The sequence below is a fragment of the Streptococcus sp. SN3 genome, assembly GCF_030439905.1.
Genome location: NZ_JAQFJF010000001.1, coordinates 57,328 through 74,764 on the forward strand (window position 1 = coordinate 57,328; position 17,437 = coordinate 74,764).

The following is a 17,437-nucleotide window of genomic DNA, read 5'->3' on the forward strand; positions in this document are numbered from 1 at the left end:
CTATGGCTGAAAATTTTCAGATGTCTCAGAATGGCTTTTATGATATAATCATAGCAGTATGACACAAAATGATTATAAGTATGCCGTTGTGGACTTGGAGGCTACAGGAACGGGCAGCAGTGCAAAGATTATCCAGATTGGCATTGTTCTGATTGAAAATGGAATCATTACTAAGACTTATGAAACAGATGTCAATCCTCATGAGGAACTGGATGAGCATATCAAAGAGTTGACAGGTTTGGATGATGAGCGGCTTGGCCGAGCCCCGGAGTTTTCTCAGGTAGCAGCGGAGGTATATGAGCTGATTCAGGATGCGATTTTTGTCGCTCATAATGTCAAGTTTGACGCTAATCTACTAGCGGAGGCCCTTTTCTGGGAAGGGTTTGACTTGCTGACACCGCGTGTGGACACGGTGGAGTTGTCTCAGGTCTTTTACCCGACCTTTGATAAATATTCCTTGGGTAATCTCTGCGATCTGCTGGATATTTCTTTGGAAAACGCCCATACTGCTCTGGCAGATGCTCAAGCAACGGCTCAGCTATTTTTAAAAATACAAGACAAAATCAAGAGCCTGCCCAAGGCCTTGGTTGAGAAAATGCTAACTTTGGCGGATAGCATTATCTATGAGTCGCGTCTGGCTATCGAGGAAGTTTATCAGACAATGCCGGATCAGCAAGATAAGGAACTGCAATCCTGCCATGGTATTTTCCTGCGAAGTCCCCAAAAGCTGACTTCGGAAAAGAAGCTGTCGCAGGATTTCCTCACCAATCTATACCTGCTGGGCTTAGAAGAGCGGTCTGAACAGCTCAAATTTGCTCGTTTTATGGAGGAAGCTCTGGACCAGCAGGAGCCTAGTTTTTTAGAAGCGCAGACAGGCTTGGGTAAGACTTTTGGCTACTTGCTGCCTATCTTGTCTAGAGGTCAAGAAAAAGTACTAGTCACGGTTCCGACTAAGATCCTGCAGGACCAGCTGCTGCAAAAGGAAGGACGATTGTTGGAGGAAGTCTTTGGTATTTCCTTTCACAGTCTCAAGAGTCCGGAGAATTATCTCAAGCTGGACCATTTCTATCAGACACTGGACAGGGAATATGACAACCGTCTGGTTAATCGCTGCAAGCTGCAACTCTTGGTTTGGCTGACAGAAACTAAAACAGGTGATTTGAATGAAATCGGGCAGGCTCATCGCTTCTCAAGCTACTTCAATGAAATCCGTCATGATGGCAAGCTAAGCAAACATTCTCTTTTTTATGAGGAAGATTTTTGGCGGTTGGGACAAGTCAAGTCAGCTACTAGTCGAGTCGTGATTACTAATCATGCTTACCTGCTGACGCGTTTAGAGGATGACCAGTCTTTGCTGTACAATCGTGTTCTGGTAGTTGATGAAGCTCAGAAGATGTTTTTCGCCTTGGAAAGCTTCTCTCAGGCCAATATAAATCTAACTAAAACGCTGCAGCAGATAAATCATCTCCTTCAGGAAGAAGGGGAGCTTCTGCAGCAACGGCTTTTACAAAGCATTCAGTTTGAGCTCGCTGATGCCGCAGAGAAGCATCGCAAGAAAGCATCTGAGCTAAGTCCGGAAAAGATTGCCCGGCTGCTTCAGGATGTGTCCGAGTTAAAAACTAGTGCATTGCCTGAGCTGCAGCACTTGTTCAGTGGCAAATACCAGTATTATTGGTTGGTTGATGAAGCTTTGGCAGACCATCGCTTGATGACTCTGCATGCTGGCCGTTCAGAATTGCTGCATTTCACTGACTTCCTGCCTGAAAATGCTAAGGTTATCTTGGTTTCGTCAACTCTGGAAATCAGCTCTAATGTCAATCTGGCGCAGTTGCTAGGCTTTGAAAGTTATCACTTTTATAAGCTGAAAAGCAAGAAGAAGCCACTGCAGAAGCTCTTTTTAGATGAAAATTTTCCAGCAGTAGTGGATTTATCAACTGAGGATTTTGCTCGAGAGATTGTTGCTTGCTTGCGAGAAGTGACGGAACTCGGTCTGCCTATCTTCGTCCTCTTCACCTCTAAAGACTTGCTTTTAACTGTTTCGGACTTGCTGGCTTTGCCGCATTTGGCCCAATATAAAAATGGCGATGCCGGCAATATCAAGCGGCGTTTTGATAGAGGAGAGGCAGGTATCCTTTTGGGATCTGGCAGCTTCTGGGAGGGGGCGGATTTTGCTGAGCAAGACCAGATTATTCAGCTGATTACTCGGATTCCATTTGACAATCCCAAGGATTTCTTTGTGCAGAAGATTAACAGCCGCTTGAAAGCGGAAGGTAAGAATGCCTTTTATGATTATCAACTGCCTCTTGCCATCTTACGGCTTAAGCAGGCTATTGGCCGGACCCGGCGCAATGAGCATCAGAAATCAGCTGTTATTCTTTTGGACAATCGCATTTCTAGTAAACGCTATGGAAAGCAGATTCAGCATCATCTATCACAATTGGCTTCTTTGGATATTCTGCCAGAGGCAGCCATTATGCAGGAGTTACAAGACTTTTTTGACTGAAACTATCTGAAATCAGCTGATTTTTATTGGCTGATTTTTTAGGTTCATTCAGATTTTTGGGACAAAATTTGTTATAATGAGAGGCATAGGAAAGAAGGGGTGTTCGTGAAAAAATATTTACCAGGAATTCTGTTATCCTTTGGCATAGCAGCTGTTTCTATCTTTTTAGGCGGCTTGCTTCCCTTGATAGGCTCTAGTGTTTTGGCTATTGTCTTTGGGATTGTTTTGAACAACAGCATGAAGCTGCCGGCTGTTTTTCAGGAAGGACTCAACTATTCAGGGAAGAAATTGCTGCAGTATTCCATCATCTTTTTGGGATTTTCCATGTCCATTGGTCAGGTTTCTGAGACAGGGATTTCTTCTCTTCGTATCAGTCTTATTACGATTCTGATAGCCTTTCTGGCGGCCTATCTGGCTGGCCGTTTCTTTAAGATGAATCGTGTCTTGACTATTTTAATTGGTTTTGGAACAGCCATCTGCGGTGGCTCTGCCATAGCGGCTGCTTCACCAATCTTGGAAGCTGATGAAGAGGAAATCGCTCTGTCTATCTCCACTATTTTCTTTTTCAATATTTTAGCAGTATTCATTTTCCCTTTTTTAGGGCATTTGTTGCAGATGTCGGATACCTTTTTCGGGACTTGGGCTGGAACAGCCATCAATGATACTTCGTCAGTAGTGGCGGCAGGCTATACATATAGCCCGTCAGCTGGCGACTTGGCGACCATTGTTAAGCTTAGTCGGGCTCTGATGATTGTACCGGCCTGCTTGATCTTCGCAGCTTATCGCTATATCAAGTCTAAGAAGTCGTCACAAAAGACAAACTTGAAACAGATTTTTCCTTGGTTTATAGCTTGGTTTGTCCTAGCTTCACTTATCAGCAGTCTTGGATTTCTGCCGGCTGCTGTCATCCCTTATACAAAATTCATTTCTCAGTGGCTGATGGCTATGGCCTTGGCAGCTATTGGCGCAAAGGTTTCCTTTAAGCAGTTTAAGCAAGCAGGAGCAGCGCCTTTGCTGACTGGTGCCTTTGCTTGGTTTTGCGTCGCTGTTTCAAGCTTGATTATCCAGTATTTTTTCTAAAAAGGAGGGACTATGCCCTATCAAAGACGGACGTTTGAGTCTCGGATTGATTATAGTTTAATTTTGCCCGTTTTGATGCTGCTCTCAATCGGTGTTGTAGCTATATACATTGCTGTTAGTCATGATTATCCTGACAATGCCTGGCCCATGGTTGGACAGCAGATTGCCTGGATTGCGGTGGGCTTCCTGCTCAGCTTTATCCTCATGTTTTTTAACACCAAGTTTCTCTGGAAAATTACGCCTTATCTCTATGTTTTTGGTCTTGGCCTCATGGTCTTGCCTCTGATTTTTTACAGTGAATCTCTGGTAGCCTCCACTGGTGCCAAAAACTGGATTGCTATTCGTGGTGTGACCCTCTTTCAGCCCTCGGAGTTCATGAAGATTTCATATATTCTCATGCTGTCGCGGCTGGTGGTTCATTTTCTCCAGCAGCACAAGCAGGATGAGCGAACCCTGGCTGTAGACTTTTTTCTGATTCTGAAGCTTGGGCTCTACACAGTGCCTGTTCTGGTTCTGTTAACCCTTCAGAGTGATTTGGGGACGGCTCTGGTTTTTGTTGCTATATACGGCGGCATCGTTTTACTGTCAGGTGTTTCTTGGAAGATTATCCTGCCGGTCTTTCTGACGGGAGTCCTGCTGTTGGGAGGATTTCTCTTTATCTTTATTTCCGATGGCGGCCGTGCCTTTCTGCACAATCTTGGCATGCCGACCTACCAAATCAATCGGATTTTAGCTTGGCTTCATCCTTTTGACTACGCTCAGACGACTACCTTCCAGCAAGCACAGGGACAAATTGCTGTCGGAAGCGGCGGTCTGACTGGTCAAGGCTTTAATGTTTCAAATCTCTTGGTTCCTGTTCGGGAAAGCGATATGATTTTCACCGTCATTGCAGAAGATTTTGGCTTTTTGGGCTCGACCTTGGTTATCATGCTCTATTTACTGCTGATTTATCGCATGCTCAAGATTACGATTAAATCCAACAACCAGTTTTATACCTACATCTCAACTGGCTTTATCATGATGCTGCTCTTCCATATCTTTGAAAATATTGGAGCGGTGACAGGAATTCTGCCTCTGACAGGGATTCCGCTGCCCTTTATCTCACAGGGGGGCTCTTCCATTATTAGTAATCTTATCGGAGTCGGTCTCCTGCTGTCCGTCTCCTATCAGAACAGCCTGACGGATGAAAAGAAGGAGCGAATTCCTGCTGTCCGCAAAAAAGTCGTACTAAAGAAATTAAAATAAACAGGTAGCAAGTTTTTGACTCACAAATCAGATGCTATTTTGTGACTGGCTCATCTCAGAAAGGATATTTTCATGAAAAAAGCAGCTTTACTCTTAGCTCCCGGCTTTGAAGAAATCGAGGCCCTGACGGTTGTGGATGTCTTGCGCCGTGCAGGTCTTGTCTGTGATATGATTGGTTTTGATGAATCAGTGACTGGCTCTCACGCCATCACTGTTCAGGCGGATCAGGTCTGGAAGGGCAGACTGGATGACTATGATATGGTTATTTTGCCAGGGGGGATGCCGGGATCAGCTAATCTTCGCGATGATGACCGACTGATGCAGCTTTTACAGGACTTTCAGCAGGGGGACAAATTCATCGCGGCCATTTGTGCCGCTCCCATTGCTCTTGACCGCGCAGGTATCTTGACTGGTAAGTATTTTACTTGTTATGATGGTGCGCAAGACAATATTAAAAATGGAACTTACCATAAAGAAACAGTTCTTGTTGATGGGAAGCTGATTACTAGCCGTGGTCCATCGACTGCCTTGGCTTTCGCCTATGAGCTGGTTCGTCAGCTGGGCGGAGACGCTGACCAGTTGGCTGATGCTATGCTTTATACAGATGTATTTGGAAATTAAAAATAGGCTGGGACTCAAAATATGTCCCAGCTTTTTTGAACCCTTATGTATCTTTGTCGTTCTCTATTTGGTAGGGGGTTAGAGCTGTTGACAAGGACGAAACCATCATCCATTTTTAAATTTTGGATTCTTTGAGATATTTTGTTTAGAAAAAGGGTTGAAAAAAGTCGGAAAAGTGCTGGATTCAGGCAAATATTAGCCCCTTTTTCATGAAAATTATGGTATAATGAAAGGTATGAATTATCAAGATTACATCTGGGATTTAGGTGGAACACTCTTGGATAATTATGAAACTTCGACTGCAGCTTTTGTTCAGACTTTGAAAGAATACGGTTTGCAAGCTGGTCATGACGAAGTTTATAAGGCCCTCAAGGTGTCTACGGACTATGCAGTCCAGCAGTTTGCTCCCCAAGAAAAAGACTTTTTGAAGTTTTATAAGGCCAATGAAGCAGAAGAGTTGACTCATCCTGTCTTATTTGACGGAGCGGCAGACTTGCTTAGGCGGATTGTGGACAAGGGTGGTCGGAACTTTCTGGTCTCCCACCGGGACAATCAAGTGCTGGAAATCTTGGAGAAAACTGCCATTTCATCAGCTTTTACAGAAGTGGTGACAGCTGCAAATGGTTTTCCAAGGAAACCCTCTCCAGACTCCATGCTCTATCTAAAAGACAAGTATCAGATTGCCTCTGGCTTGGTCATTGGTGACCGTCCGTTGGATATTCAAGCAGGGCAGGCAGCTGGTTTTGACACCTATCTCTTTGATAATATGCAGCATCTTGAGGAATTTATAGATATTGATTAGAAAAGGAACACTATGACAGAAGAAAAGCAGCAAGATATACAAGCCCAGGAATATGATGCCAGTCAGATTCAGGTCTTAGAAGGCCTAGAAGCCGTTCGTATGCGTCCAGGGATGTATATCGGTTCGACCTCCAAGGAAGGTCTGCACCATTTAGTATGGGAAATTGTTGACAACTCAATTGATGAGGCGCTGGCTGGTTTTGCCAGTCACATTCAAGTCTTTATCGAAAAAGACAATTCCATAACAGTAGTGGATAACGGTCGGGGAATTCCCGTTGATATTCAGGAGAAAACAGGCCGTCCGGCCGTGGAAACCGTCTTTACTGTGCTCCATGCCGGAGGAAAATTCGGCGGTGGCGGATACAAGGTATCGGGAGGTCTGCACGGTGTGGGTTCTTCCGTTGTAAATGCCCTGTCCACTCAGCTGGATGTCCGCGTTTATAAGAACGGTCAGATTCATTACCAAGAATACCGTCGCGGTCATGTAGTCGCGGACCTAGAAATCATCGGTGAGACAGACCGTACAGGAACGACAGTTCACTTCACACCGGATCCAGAGATTTTTACTGAAACAGTAGAATTTGACTTTGAAAAGCTAAATAAGCGGGTGCAAGAACTGGCCTTCCTCAATCGTGGCCTCAGAATTTCCATCACCGATAAGCGAGACGGAATGGAGCAGGTCAAGGACTACCACTATGAGGGTGGGATTGCCAGCTATGTCCAATACATCAATGAAAACAAGGATGTAATCTTTGAAACTCCGATTTATACCGATGGCGAAATGGACGACATTACGGTTGAAGTAGCTATGCAGTATACGACTGGCTACCACGAAACAGTCATGAGCTTTGCCAATAACATCCACACCCATGAGGGTGGAACGCACGAGCAAGGTTTCCGGACCGCCCTGACAAGGGTTATCAATGACTACGCTAAGAAAAATAAACTTCTCAAAGAAAACGAGGACAATCTGACTGGGGAAGATGTGCGTGAGGGACTGACAGCTGTCATCTCTGTCAAGCACCCCAACCCTCAGTTTGAAGGTCAGACTAAGACCAAGCTGGGCAATAGCGAAGTGGTCAAGATTACCAATCGCCTCTTTAGTGAAGCTTTCTCAGATTTTCTTTTGGAAAATCCTGCGGTAGCTCGAAAAATCGTTGAAAAAGGAATTTTGGCTTCTAAGGCTAGAATTGCTGCCAAGCGAGCTCGGGAAGTAACTCGCAAGAAGTCTGGCTTGGAAATTTCCAATCTGCCTGGTAAATTGGCTGACTGTTCGTCTAACGACCCTCAGGAAACTGAACTTTTCATCGTGGAGGGGGATTCTGCGGGTGGTTCAGCTAAGTCCGGCCGTAACCGTGAATTTCAGGCCATTCTGCCAATTCGTGGTAAGATTCTCAACGTTGAAAAAGCCAGCATGGACAAGATATTGGCCAATGAAGAAATCCGCAGTCTCTTTACTGCTATGGGAACTGGTTTCGGTGCTGACTTTGATGTCAGCAAGGCCCGCTACCAAAAATTAGTCATCATGACCGATGCCGATGTAGACGGTGCTCACATTCGAACCCTGCTCTTGACTTTGATTTACCGCTATATGAAGCCGGTTCTGGAAGCTGGATTTGTCTATATCGCTCAGCCGCCAATCTATGGCGTCAAGGTAGGAAGTGATGTCAAAGAATACATCCAGCCAGGTGCTAATCAGGAAGAAGAGCTTCAGGCTGCTTTGGCTCGCTATAGTGAAGGTCGCTCCAAGCCAACCATTCAACGCTACAAGGGACTCGGAGAGATGGATGATCATCAGCTGTGGGAAACAACTATGAATCCTGAACATCGCTTGATGGCACGGGTTTCAGTGGATGATGCAGCGGAAGCTGACAAGATTTTTGACATGCTGATGGGGGATCGCGTTGAACCTCGTCGTGAATTTATCGAAGAAAATGCTGTATACAGTACGCTCGACGTCTAAAAAAATCAGAAAAATCAACCATTATGGGCAAAAATATGATATAATCATTATGTTTGCTTTATAGTAACAATGTGAAGGAGTTCTATATGTCTATTGGACTAGTTATTCTCGTTGCTGTGGTAGCTCTGCTTTTGGTTGTCGGCTATGGTACTGCAGTTCTGATGAGAAAGAGAAATGAAGCTTTACTTCAAAATTTGGAGGAGAGAAAAGAAGCACTCTATAATCTCCCTGTGAACGATGAAGTTGAAGAAGTAAAAAATATGCATTTGATTGGGCAGAGTCAGGTAGCCTTCCGTGAATGGAATCAAAAATGGGTAGACTTGTCCTTAAATTCATTTGCTGATATCGAAAATAATCTATTTGAAGCAGAAGGGTACAATAATTCTTTCCGTTTCATAAAAGCCAAGCATGCTATCGGCAATATTGAGAGTCAGATTGATTTGATTGACGAAGATATCAAGATGATTCGTGCAGCCTTGGAAGATCTTAAAGAGCAAGAGTCTAAGAACAGCGGTCGTGTGCTCCATGCCTTGGATTTGTTTGAAAAACTGCAAACTCAGGTGGCGGAGAATGCGGACTCGTATGGACAAGCCTTAGCTGAGATTGAAAAACAGCTGGAAAATATCCAGTCAGAGTTTTCTCAGTTTGTAACTCTTAATTCTTCGGGTGACCCGGTTGAGGCGGCTGAAATCTTGGATAAGGCAGAGGATCATATCCTTGCTCTGACGCATATCGTTGAGAAAGTTCCTGCTATTGTCGAAGAGTTGACTGTGAAATTGCCAGATCAGTTGGAAGACTTAGAATCTGGTCACCGTAAGCTCTTGGAATCTGGTTATCACTTTATCGAAACAGATATAGAGTCTCGCTTCCAGCAGCTTCATGCAAGTCTCAAACGCAACGAGGCCAATATTTCAGCCCTAGAGCTGGATAATGCTGAGTATGAAAATGAGCAAGCGCAAGAAGAGATTAACGCTCTCTATGAAATCTTCACTCGGGAAATTGAAGCCCACAAAGTAGTTGAGAAGCTGATTAAAAACTTGCCTAGCTATCTGGCTCATACAAAGGAAAACAATCAGCAACTCCAAAAAGAGATAGAACGTTTATCTCAAACCTTCCTTCTCTCTGATACGGAAACTTCTCATGTCAAGGAGTTGCAGGCTGAGCTTTCTGCCCAGGAAGATGTGGTGCTTAGCGCGGTAGAAGATTCTTCTGAAACCAAGCAAGCTTATTCTGTGGTTCAGGAAGAGTTGGAAGCTATCCAAGAGCGTTTGAAAGAAATCGAAGATGAGCAGATTTCTCTTGGCGAAGCACTGGCAGAGATTGAAAAAGATGATGCCAATGCTCGTCAGAAAGTCAATATCTATGCTAACAAATTGCATACCATTAAGAGATATATGGAAAAACGCAATTTGCCGGGTATTCCAGATTCTTTCTTAGAAATTTTCTTCTCAACCAGCAACAATATTGAAGAGTTGGTGAAGGAATTGGAAGCTACACGAGTAAACATCGAATCAGTTAACCGTTGGCTGGAAATTCTAGGAAATGATATGGAGCAATTGGAAGAAGAAACCTATCGTATCGTCCAAGATGCTACCTTGACTGAGCAGCTGCTGCAGTATTCAAACCGCTATCGTTCCTTTGACGATAATGTACAAGCAGCCTTCAACAAGTCCTTGTATGTCTTTGAACATGACTACGACTATGCTCAATCATTGGAAATCATTTCAAAAGCTTTGGATCTTGTCGAGCCAGGCGTGACAGAGCGCTTTGTGACATCCTACGAAAAAACACGCGAGAATATTCGTTTTTAAAAGAAGTTCCTTCGGGAGCTTCTTTTTCCATTCTCAGCAAAAAGGGTCTTATGTTATAATAGAGGGACAGATTAAAGTAGAAAGTCTAAAAAAATGAAAAAGATTAAAAAATATATTACTCTCATTTTTCTTGGAGGTGTAGCAGTTTTATCGATAGCATTGATAAATGGCTGGCGTCTGGATGATTACACTGTCCCAAAAAACAGAACAAGAGAACAGTATGATTTTGAAGGCACTTTTGAACCAATGTTTAAGTTTTTAGAACAAGAGAAAAAGGATTTTACTGGATTAAAAGGTTACATAAGTCGTGTTTATATAGAACATGGAGACGAAGTCAAAAAATATTCAGTGGACTTAGATATTATACAATCTGATATTAAGGGTGATTACACAATAACAATCGGTGATAAAGAAGAGACTGTTCCCGTTACTTATTCTAACGGCAAACTAAATTACAGCTCGGAGATAAGTCCTTTATTTGATGAAGAGATTCTTAACTTAGTTGTTCAAAGAAATCATTTTGAATCCTTAGATGTGAAAGAGACTTTTAAGAGTGCAGAAACAGAGCTTCGCGATATCATCTACCAACCAGAAAATCAATCTGAACTCTTTAAACATCTCAAAAACAAGTATGATCTACCAGAGGATACTACCTGTCGAATAAGATTAGATCACTCTAGCGGAACAATCTATGGGGTTTCAATACTAATGGAAGCGAAGGATAAAGCTGTTCAAATAGATTTAACTATATTTAAAAAATAGGTGGGGATAATCAATGAATGGAATTGAAAAAAGTAACCGACGAGTTGAAATGTCTGATTAGGTAGAGAGCAAAGAATGAAAAAACAGAACTGGTTATTAGGGATAGTGATAGCAGGGCTTCTCCTATTTTTTGTCGTATCACTACATGGATGTGATTTTGGCTGCGAAACTATTCCAAAAAACAGAACAAGAGAACAGTATGATTTTGAAGGCACATTTGAACCAATGTTTAAATTTTTGGAGCAAGAAAAGAAGGATTTTACGGAGATTGAAACTTACTCTCCATCATTGACTATAATTGACTCAAATGGTGAAATGACAACATATGACATTTTTTTAAAGCTCCAAGCTGGTTCTGGTAAAGGTACATATACCATCAGCAAAGGGAAGTATAAAAAAGATGCTCAAGAAGTTGGTGTGACTTATACTGATGGGAAACTGCAATACGAGGGAGAATTGGAGCCACTATTTGATGAAGAAATATTCAATCTTTTAATTGACAGGAACTATTTCGAAGCGCTTGAGGTTAAAGAAACCTTTAAGAGTGCAGAAACTGAATTGAGTGACATTATTTATAAAGCTGAAAATCAGTCAGTATTATATAAAAAAATAGTGGAAAAATATAATCTACCATCGGATACGAAACTTTCGGTTAGTCTTAGTCATGCATACTATAATAGATATGATGTCTTATTAAATTTTGAATCCAAGCAAAAGGTGATACAAATTAGTACAGCAATTTATTTAGTTAAAAGGAAGTGAATTTATGAATCCAATTGGAAAAAGTAACCGACGAGTTGAAATGTCGGCAGTCCTATCTGCTGCTGCTATAGATGTCAATAGAAAAGGAGTCAAGAGATGGATAAAGTTAAAGGTCTCTTAGTCATGGATGTAGATAGCACCTTAATCATGGAAGAAGGGATTGACCTGCTAGGAGAGGAGGCTGGTGTAGGAGCTCAGGTTGCGGCCATTACTGAGCGCGCCATGCGAGGTGAATTGGACTTTGAAGCTGCCTTACGTGAGCGGGTTGCACTTTTAAAAGGCCTGCCGGAGGATATTTTTGCTCGAATTGCTGAAAGGATCCACTTCACGCCAGGAGCCGAGGACTTGGTCAAGGAGCTGCATAAACGTGGTTATAAAGTAGGCTTGGTGTCAGGTGGTTTTCATGAGACCGTGGACAGACTGGCTGAGCAGCTTGGAATTGACTACGTCAAGGCAAATCGTTTGGAAATCCAGCAGGGCTTTTTAACAGGCCAAGTCTTAGGAGAGATTGTCACTAAGGATACAAAGCTTGCCATGTTAAAAGCATGGGCAGCTGAAAACAAGTTGGAATTAAATCAAACAATTGCTATGGGAGACGGCGCCAATGATCTGCCTATGATTCAGGCAGCAGGAATAGGAATTGCCTTTATGGCCAAGCCAATCGTGCGCGAGCAAGCTCCTTACCAGATTCAAGAATGCAATCTCTATCGGGTCATTGATCTTTTAGACAATAGAAAAGAGTAGGAGAGAGGCATGCATATTCTAATTGCACCGGATTCATTCAAGGAAAGTTTGTCAGCTGCTCAGGTTGCTCAAGCTCTGCAGACAGGATTTTCTCAGGCCTTGCCAGATGCCAGCTTTGACTTGCTGCCGGTTGGTGACGGCGGCGAGGGGACAATGGCTGCGCTGACAGCAGCTTTGGGCTGGGCTGAATTTTACCACACCGTAACCGGACCCTTTGGCCAGCCAGTAAAAATGCCCTACGCCAGAAATGGTCAGCAAGCGCTTTTTGAAATGGCTGATTTGGTCGGACTCGCATCTATTCCTCAGGAAAAACGAAATCCCTTGGCCATAGAGACCAAAGGATTGGGAGAATTGATTTTGCACCTGGCTGAAGACGGTGTCAGAAAGATTTTAGTTGGCGTTGGAGGTTCGGCCAGTAACGACGGTGGGATTGGATTGGCAGCGGGCCTAGGCTATGAATTTTTCGATGCGGATAACCATAGATTGCGCCCCATTGGTTCGTCTTTAGAAAAGGTTGCCCGGATATCTGCTGAGCGGGTTCCTGCTTACTTGCAAGAAGTTGAGATTGAGATTTTGACGGATGTAGACAATCCTCTATGCGGAGTGCGCGGTGCGACAACTGTTTTCGGAGGACAGAAAGGTCTAGCTCCCTTATTATTCTCTCAAGTGGATAAAGCCATGGCTGATTTCTATCAGTTGGTCAATCCTCAGGTGATTGATATGGATGGAGCTGGGGCCGGAGGCGGAATGGCTGCAGGACTGGTTGCTTTTGCCGGAGGAAAAATTGTTTCGGGTATTGAAACCTGTCTAGACTTACTGGATTTTGATGAAAGAGTCAAAAAAGCGGACTTGGTCGTCGTGGGCGAAGGACGGATGGACCGTCAGTCTCTGGCGGGCAAGGCACCGGTTGGGGTCGCCAGACGAACACCAGAAGGCATTCCTGTACTGGCGATTTGTGGTAGCCTGGCTGATGATTTACCGGATTTCCCAGTTGAGAATATCCAGGCAGCTTTTCCGATCATTGCGCGAGCAGATAGTTTGGATAGGATTCTAGAGCAGGCGGAGCAAAATTTGATTCGCACAGCCAGAAATATTGGCAATGTACTAAAAATGAAAAAAAGCGGTTAGTCCGCTTTTTTTAGTAGATATTCAATTTCTTTGACTATCAATCCTTTTTCAAAGAAAAAGATGTCACAAGACAGGTCACCAAAATCATTTTCTAAAAGGGTTACAATCCGATTCTGGTCAGGACTAAGCTGATAATAAGTACAAGAAAATTGGACGGGGTTGTTATGGTAGGCTTTTTGAATCTTAGTCAGGTAGTCCGCTTTTCCTTTGATAATTTCGATTGTATCACCCTCTAATTCCCAGCTAACTTGATTAGAAAGAAAGGTCTGATAGGTTTGCCAATCACGCTTGTTTTCAGCTTCAAAAAAGGCAAAAAGTTTTTCTAAATTTGTCATCCTATCCAAACCATTTTTTCCAGAGGGAGCGCTTTTCTTTTACTGGTTTTTCTGCTGGCTGAAGGAGACTAGCAAACTGTTGGCTCATGTCCTTGTCATCTACTTGGACCAGATGGTCGCTATGGACAATCAGGCCAAAAGGAGAAGCCTGGTAATCACTTGAGACGATAGTCGCTTCGCAGCCTAGTTCCTTAGAGGTTTTTAGATAAAAGATTTGATTGCTAGACTCGACTTCTGGGGAAATTTTGACAATTACTGGTTGGCAGTTTTTCATGATGCTATTGAGCATTTCCTTGAAATGACTGCGAATGAGAGAGCTGTTAGCTTGCTCAATGGAGCAGGAAGCCAGCACTCGCTCCTCAAAAGTCCCTAAAAACCTACGCTGTTCATCAGGGTTGAGCTTGACTCCGCCCTGAGCTTTTTCCATGATTACTTTATTAATATCAGTCATAATAAAATTGTACCATAAAAGGAGAAATTCTAAAAGGTCGAATCTTCTTTCTGATTTGCCGGAAAAACATTTATATAGTAAATTTGGAATCGTTTTCTTGTGCAAAATTTCTCAAATTTGCTTAGATTCTCTATTTTTCCTTGAAAAAAAAGCGTTTTTGAGGTATCATAGACTAGTAAATAATTTTAAATAATAAGGAGAGTAAGAAATGTCAATTATTACTGATGTTTACGCTCGCGAAGTCCTAGACTCACGCGGTAACCCAACACTTGAAGTAGAAGTTTATACTGAATCAGGTGCTTTCGGACGTGGTATGGTTCCTTCAGGAGCTTCTACAGGTGAGCACGAAGCAGTTGAACTTCGTGATGGCGACAAATCTCGTTACGGTGGTCTTGGTACACAAAAAGCAGTTGATAATGTAAACAACGTTATCGCTGAAGCTATTATCGGTTACGATGTTCGTGACCAACAAGCCATCGACCGTGCAATGATCGCTTTGGACGGTACTCCTAACAAAGGTAAATTGGGTGCGAACGCAATCCTTGGTGTGTCTATCGCTGTAGCTCGTGCTGCTGCTGACTACCTTGAAGTGCCACTTTACAGCTACCTTGGCGGATTCAACACTAAAGTTCTTCCGACTCCAATGATGAACATCATCAACGGTGGATCTCACTCAGATGCTCCAATCGCATTCCAAGAGTTCATGATCTTGCCAGTTGGTGCTCCAACATTCAAAGAAGCTCTTCGTTACGGTGCTGAAATCTTCCACGCTCTTAAGAAAATCCTTAAATCTCGTGGTTTGGAAACTGCCGTTGGTGACGAAGGTGGATTCGCTCCTCGTTTTGAAGGAACTGAAGATGGTGTAGAAACTATCATCGCTGCTATCGAAGCTGCTGGTTATGTTCCAGGTAAAGATGTATTTATCGGATTTGACTGTGCATCATCAGAATTCTACGATAAAGAACGTAAAGTATACGACTACACTAAATTTGAAGGTGAAGGCGCTGCTGTTCGTACATCTGCAGAGCAAATCGACTACCTTGAAGAGTTGGTTAACAAATACCCAATCATCACTATCGAAGATGGTATGGATGAAAATGACTGGGAAGGTTGGAAAGCTCTTACTGAACGTCTTGGTAAGAAAGTACAACTTGTTGGTGACGACTTCTTCGTAACAAACACTGACTACCTTGCACGTGGTATCAAAGAAGGTGCTGCTAACTCAATCCTTATCAAAGTTAACCAAATCGGTACTCTTACTGAAACTTTTGAAGCTATTGAAATGGCTAAAGAAGCTGGTTACACTGCAGTTGTATCACACCGTTCAGGTGAAACTGAAGATTCAACAATCGCTGACATCGCAGTTGCAACTAACGCAGGTCAAATCAAGACTGGTTCACTTTCACGTACAGACCGTATTGCTAAATACAATCAATTGCTTCGTATCGAAGATCAACTTGGTGAAGTTGCTCAATACAAAGGTCTTCAAGCTTTCTATAACTTGAAAAAATAATCTAACAGCATATAAGAGGAGCTAGGACTTAGTCCTAGCTTTTTTGATGTGTAAAGATATAACAATGGATATTTTTGATTTAGGATCAACCCTAATTGATGAGAGGGAGATTTATCATCTTTTCCTAGAAAATTGCCTAGAAGTACTGTGTAGGGCTGGTCATGCTCTTTCCCTTGAAAAATTGGGGGACAAGATGATAGCTTTTGCTAAGGAAAATATAATCAAGTAATCCCTGCGTTTCCTTGTGACTACATGGTTGAAAAAGTGAGTGATTTACTGAAGATTTTATAGCTTTCTTGTATCAAAATCAGTCTTTTATGGTATACTAGCAAAGTGGAAGGAGGAGCACAATGGAAGAATTATTAAATCAGGTCTTACTATCACAGGATAGGGAAGTTTTTAATCAGATATTTGACGATTACTATCCCATTGATATTGCTCTTTCTTTGGAGGCCTTGGAGGATGAGGAAGGGAATCTCCTCAAAACCTTTACGGAAATGGCTAGTGATGATCAATTGGTAGAGATTTTAAAAGAAGCCGAGCCGGAGTTGCAACGACAGATTATCCAATCGATTTCTTTCAAACGTACCAGCACTCTTTTTCATCTTATGCCAGATGATGATGTAGTAGATATTTTGGGTTACTTGAGTGTGGACTTGCGTAAGCAATACTTAAGTATGATGAAAAATACCAGTCAAGAGAATTTGAAAGCTATGTTGGCTTACGATCCTCAGACAGCTGGTGGTCTGATGACGACAGAATTCATCACCTTAAATGAAAACCTGACCGTCTCAGCAACTCTCAATAAATTGAGGGAGATTTCGCCCAATACAGAAGTTATTGATACCTTATTTATTAGAAATGTGCATCATTCGCTAGTTGGCTGGATTGATATTCGTGATTTGTTTATTCATGATGCGGAGATGAAACTCAGTGAATTTATGAATACTCAGATAGTGAGTGTAACGCCAGAGGTTGACCAAGAGGAAGTGGCACAGCTTTCTGCCAAATATAATTTATCTGTCGTACCGGTCGTCAATCATCGGCAGGTATTGTTAGGAATCATCACTATTGACGATATCGTCGATGTTTTGCAAGAAGAGTATCAAGAAGATATCTTGCGGATGGGGGGTGTCCAAGAAAGTGAAGAAATTGGAGGACCTTTCAAAGAATCACTCAAAAAACGCTTACCCTGGTTGATGATTAACCTAGTGACAGCCTTTCTAGCTTCTGCGACAGTGGCACTTTTTGATGATACGATTTCAAAAGTTGTAGCATTAGCAGCGATTAGTCCTATTATCACGGGGATGGGCGGAAATTCTGCCTCTCAGACACTTGCTTTGGTTATCCAGGGAATTGCCTTGGGGAAACTGGATCTGAAAGAAGATCGGAATTTAGTACTCAAAGAAATCGTGCTAGCTTTGGTTAATGGCTTCTTTACTGGCTTGATTGCAGCGATTGTCATGTTTGTCTTCTATCAAAATTTCTATCTGTCTGTTATTGTGGTATTGGCTATGATGATCAATCTAGCATGTGGTGCTCTATTTGGTTACTTTGTACCGCTGATTATCAAGACACTGAATCAGGATCCGGCTCTAGCCTCAACCATTTTCATTACCACGGCAACAGATGTGTTAGGTTATCTAGCTTTTCTAGGCTTAGCACAAATTTTCTTACCATTGATTGTATAAAAAATGATACACAAAAAACGCTTGATT

General features: G+C 42.7%; 16 protein-coding genes. 14 read left to right on the plus strand and 2 right to left on the minus strand.

The genetic code is table 11. The annotated features are described in order from the left end of the window. The first annotated feature begins 58 nt into the window (after window positions 1-58). The 11 genes from PCY71_RS00210 (at window position 59) to PCY71_RS00260 (ending at window position 13,420) form a co-directional block, all read left to right on the plus strand. Complete coding sequence (locus PCY71_RS00210; RefSeq protein ID WP_048774448.1) at window positions 59-2,503, plus strand: bifunctional DnaQ family exonuclease/ATP-dependent helicase; 2,445 nt, start codon at window positions 59-61, stop codon at window positions 2,501-2,503. 99 nt (window positions 2,504-2,602) lie between these two features. Continuing rightward, a complete protein-coding gene (locus tag PCY71_RS00215) occupies window positions 2,603-3,583 on the plus strand; it encodes a YeiH family protein (protein ID WP_075202759.1) in 981 nt (326 codons plus the stop codon). 12 nt (window positions 3,584-3,595) lie between these two features. Continuing rightward, window positions 3,596-4,828 carry an FtsW/RodA/SpoVE family cell cycle protein gene (locus tag PCY71_RS00220; protein WP_048774447.1) on the plus strand — a complete coding sequence of 411 codons (1,233 nt, stop codon included), beginning with the start codon at window positions 3,596-3,598 and terminating at the stop codon, window positions 4,826-4,828. 72 nt (window positions 4,829-4,900) lie between these two features. Then, window positions 4,901-5,449, plus strand: coding sequence for a DJ-1 family glyoxalase III (locus PCY71_RS00225; RefSeq protein WP_048774446.1), 549 nt, complete (start codon window positions 4,901-4,903; stop codon window positions 5,447-5,449). 235 nt (window positions 5,450-5,684) lie between these two features. After that, entirely contained in the window at window positions 5,685-6,251 is a 567-nt protein-coding gene (locus tag PCY71_RS00230; protein WP_048774464.1) for an HAD-IA family hydrolase, read from the plus strand. A gap of 12 nt (window positions 6,252-6,263) precedes the next feature. Beyond that, on the plus strand, window positions 6,264-8,213 hold the full coding sequence (gene gyrB / locus PCY71_RS00235; protein ID WP_048774445.1) for a DNA topoisomerase (ATP-hydrolyzing) subunit B: 1,950 nt from the start codon (window positions 6,264-6,266) through the stop codon (window positions 8,211-8,213). An 86-nt stretch (window positions 8,214-8,299) separates the two neighbouring features. Next, a complete protein-coding gene (ezrA, locus tag PCY71_RS00240; RefSeq protein ID WP_002912173.1) occupies window positions 8,300-10,024 on the plus strand; it encodes a septation ring formation regulator EzrA in 1,725 nt (574 codons plus the stop codon). A gap of 93 nt (window positions 10,025-10,117) precedes the next feature. Further along, a complete protein-coding gene (locus PCY71_RS00245) occupies window positions 10,118-10,786 on the plus strand; it encodes a hypothetical protein (RefSeq protein WP_048774444.1) in 669 nt (222 codons plus the stop codon). 75 nt (window positions 10,787-10,861) lie between these two features. Then, window positions 10,862-11,548 (plus strand): hypothetical protein, encoded by a 687-nt coding sequence (locus PCY71_RS00250; protein WP_002912175.1) that lies wholly within the window; start codon window positions 10,862-10,864, stop codon window positions 11,546-11,548. 96 nt (window positions 11,549-11,644) lie between these two features. Continuing rightward, the gene (gene serB / locus PCY71_RS00255; RefSeq protein WP_002915488.1) at window positions 11,645-12,292 is read left to right on the plus strand and encodes a phosphoserine phosphatase SerB; all 648 of its coding nucleotides are present in this window, start codon (window positions 11,645-11,647) and stop codon (window positions 12,290-12,292) included. 9 nt (window positions 12,293-12,301) lie between these two features. Next, window positions 12,302-13,420 carry a glycerate kinase gene (locus PCY71_RS00260; protein ID WP_048774443.1) on the plus strand — a complete coding sequence of 373 codons (1,119 nt, stop codon included), beginning with the start codon at window positions 12,302-12,304 and terminating at the stop codon, window positions 13,418-13,420. On the opposite strand, the gene PCY71_RS00265 is transcribed toward PCY71_RS00260, so the two are convergent. Both PCY71_RS00265 and PCY71_RS00270 read right to left on the minus strand, forming a co-directional pair. Then, window positions 13,417-13,755: a hypothetical protein gene (locus PCY71_RS00265; protein WP_011836774.1), complete on the minus strand. Its 339-nt coding sequence runs from the start codon at window positions 13,753-13,755 to the stop codon at window positions 13,417-13,419. The genes PCY71_RS00260 and PCY71_RS00265 overlap by 4 nt on opposite strands. Before the next feature lies 1 nt (window position 13,756). Then, window positions 13,757-14,206, minus strand: coding sequence for a DUF1694 domain-containing protein (locus PCY71_RS00270; RefSeq protein WP_011836775.1), 450 nt, complete (start codon window positions 14,204-14,206; stop codon window positions 13,757-13,759). Between the two features lie 208 nt (window positions 14,207-14,414). Here PCY71_RS00270 and eno point away from each other — a divergent pair, with 208 nt between their 5' ends. From eno to mgtE, 3 genes are all read left to right on the plus strand, one after another. Beyond that, window positions 14,415-15,719: a surface-displayed alpha-enolase gene (eno, locus tag PCY71_RS00275; protein WP_048774442.1), complete on the plus strand. Its 1,305-nt coding sequence runs from the start codon at window positions 14,415-14,417 to the stop codon at window positions 15,717-15,719. Between the two features lie 64 nt (window positions 15,720-15,783). Further along, on the plus strand, window positions 15,784-15,948 hold the full coding sequence (locus PCY71_RS00280; protein ID WP_239683272.1) for a hypothetical protein: 165 nt from the start codon (window positions 15,784-15,786) through the stop codon (window positions 15,946-15,948). Window positions 15,949-16,069: 121 nt separating this feature from the next. After that, entirely contained in the window at window positions 16,070-17,410 is a 1,341-nt protein-coding gene (mgtE, locus tag PCY71_RS00285; protein ID WP_048774440.1) for a magnesium transporter, read from the plus strand. The last annotated feature ends 27 nt before the right edge of the window (window positions 17,411-17,437 follow it).

Bases quoted from the DNA above. Each gene is read 5' to 3' on its own strand.
- mgtE (WP_048774440.1), top strand. From the start codon at position 16,070: ATGGAAGAATTATTAAATCAGGTCTTACTATCACAGGATAGGGAAGTT.
- PCY71_RS00280 (WP_239683272.1), top strand. From the start codon at position 15,784: ATGGATATTTTTGATTTAGGATCAACCCTAATTGATGAGAGGGAGATT.
- PCY71_RS00260 (WP_048774443.1), top strand. From the start codon at position 12,302: ATGCATATTCTAATTGCACCGGATTCATTCAAGGAAAGTTTGTCAGCT.
- PCY71_RS00230 (WP_048774464.1), top strand. From the start codon at position 5,685: ATGAATTATCAAGATTACATCTGGGATTTAGGTGGAACACTCTTGGAT.
- PCY71_RS00225 (WP_048774446.1), top strand. From the start codon at position 4,901: ATGAAAAAAGCAGCTTTACTCTTAGCTCCCGGCTTTGAAGAAATCGAG.
- PCY71_RS00270 (WP_011836775.1), bottom strand. From the start codon at position 14,206: ATGACTGATATTAATAAAGTAATCATGGAAAAAGCTCAGGGCGGAGTC.
- PCY71_RS00220 (WP_048774447.1), top strand. From the start codon at position 3,596: ATGCCCTATCAAAGACGGACGTTTGAGTCTCGGATTGATTATAGTTTA.
- eno (WP_048774442.1), top strand. From the start codon at position 14,415: ATGTCAATTATTACTGATGTTTACGCTCGCGAAGTCCTAGACTCACGC.
- PCY71_RS00250 (WP_002912175.1), top strand. From the start codon at position 10,862: ATGAAAAAACAGAACTGGTTATTAGGGATAGTGATAGCAGGGCTTCTC.
- serB (WP_002915488.1), top strand. From the start codon at position 11,645: ATGGATAAAGTTAAAGGTCTCTTAGTCATGGATGTAGATAGCACCTTA.
- PCY71_RS00210 (WP_048774448.1), top strand. From the start codon at position 59: ATGACACAAAATGATTATAAGTATGCCGTTGTGGACTTGGAGGCTACA.
- gyrB (WP_048774445.1), top strand. From the start codon at position 6,264: ATGACAGAAGAAAAGCAGCAAGATATACAAGCCCAGGAATATGATGCC.
- PCY71_RS00245 (WP_048774444.1), top strand. From the start codon at position 10,118: ATGAAAAAGATTAAAAAATATATTACTCTCATTTTTCTTGGAGGTGTA.
- ezrA (WP_002912173.1), top strand. From the start codon at position 8,300: ATGTCTATTGGACTAGTTATTCTCGTTGCTGTGGTAGCTCTGCTTTTG.
- PCY71_RS00265 (WP_011836774.1), bottom strand. From the start codon at position 13,755: ATGACAAATTTAGAAAAACTTTTTGCCTTTTTTGAAGCTGAAAACAAG.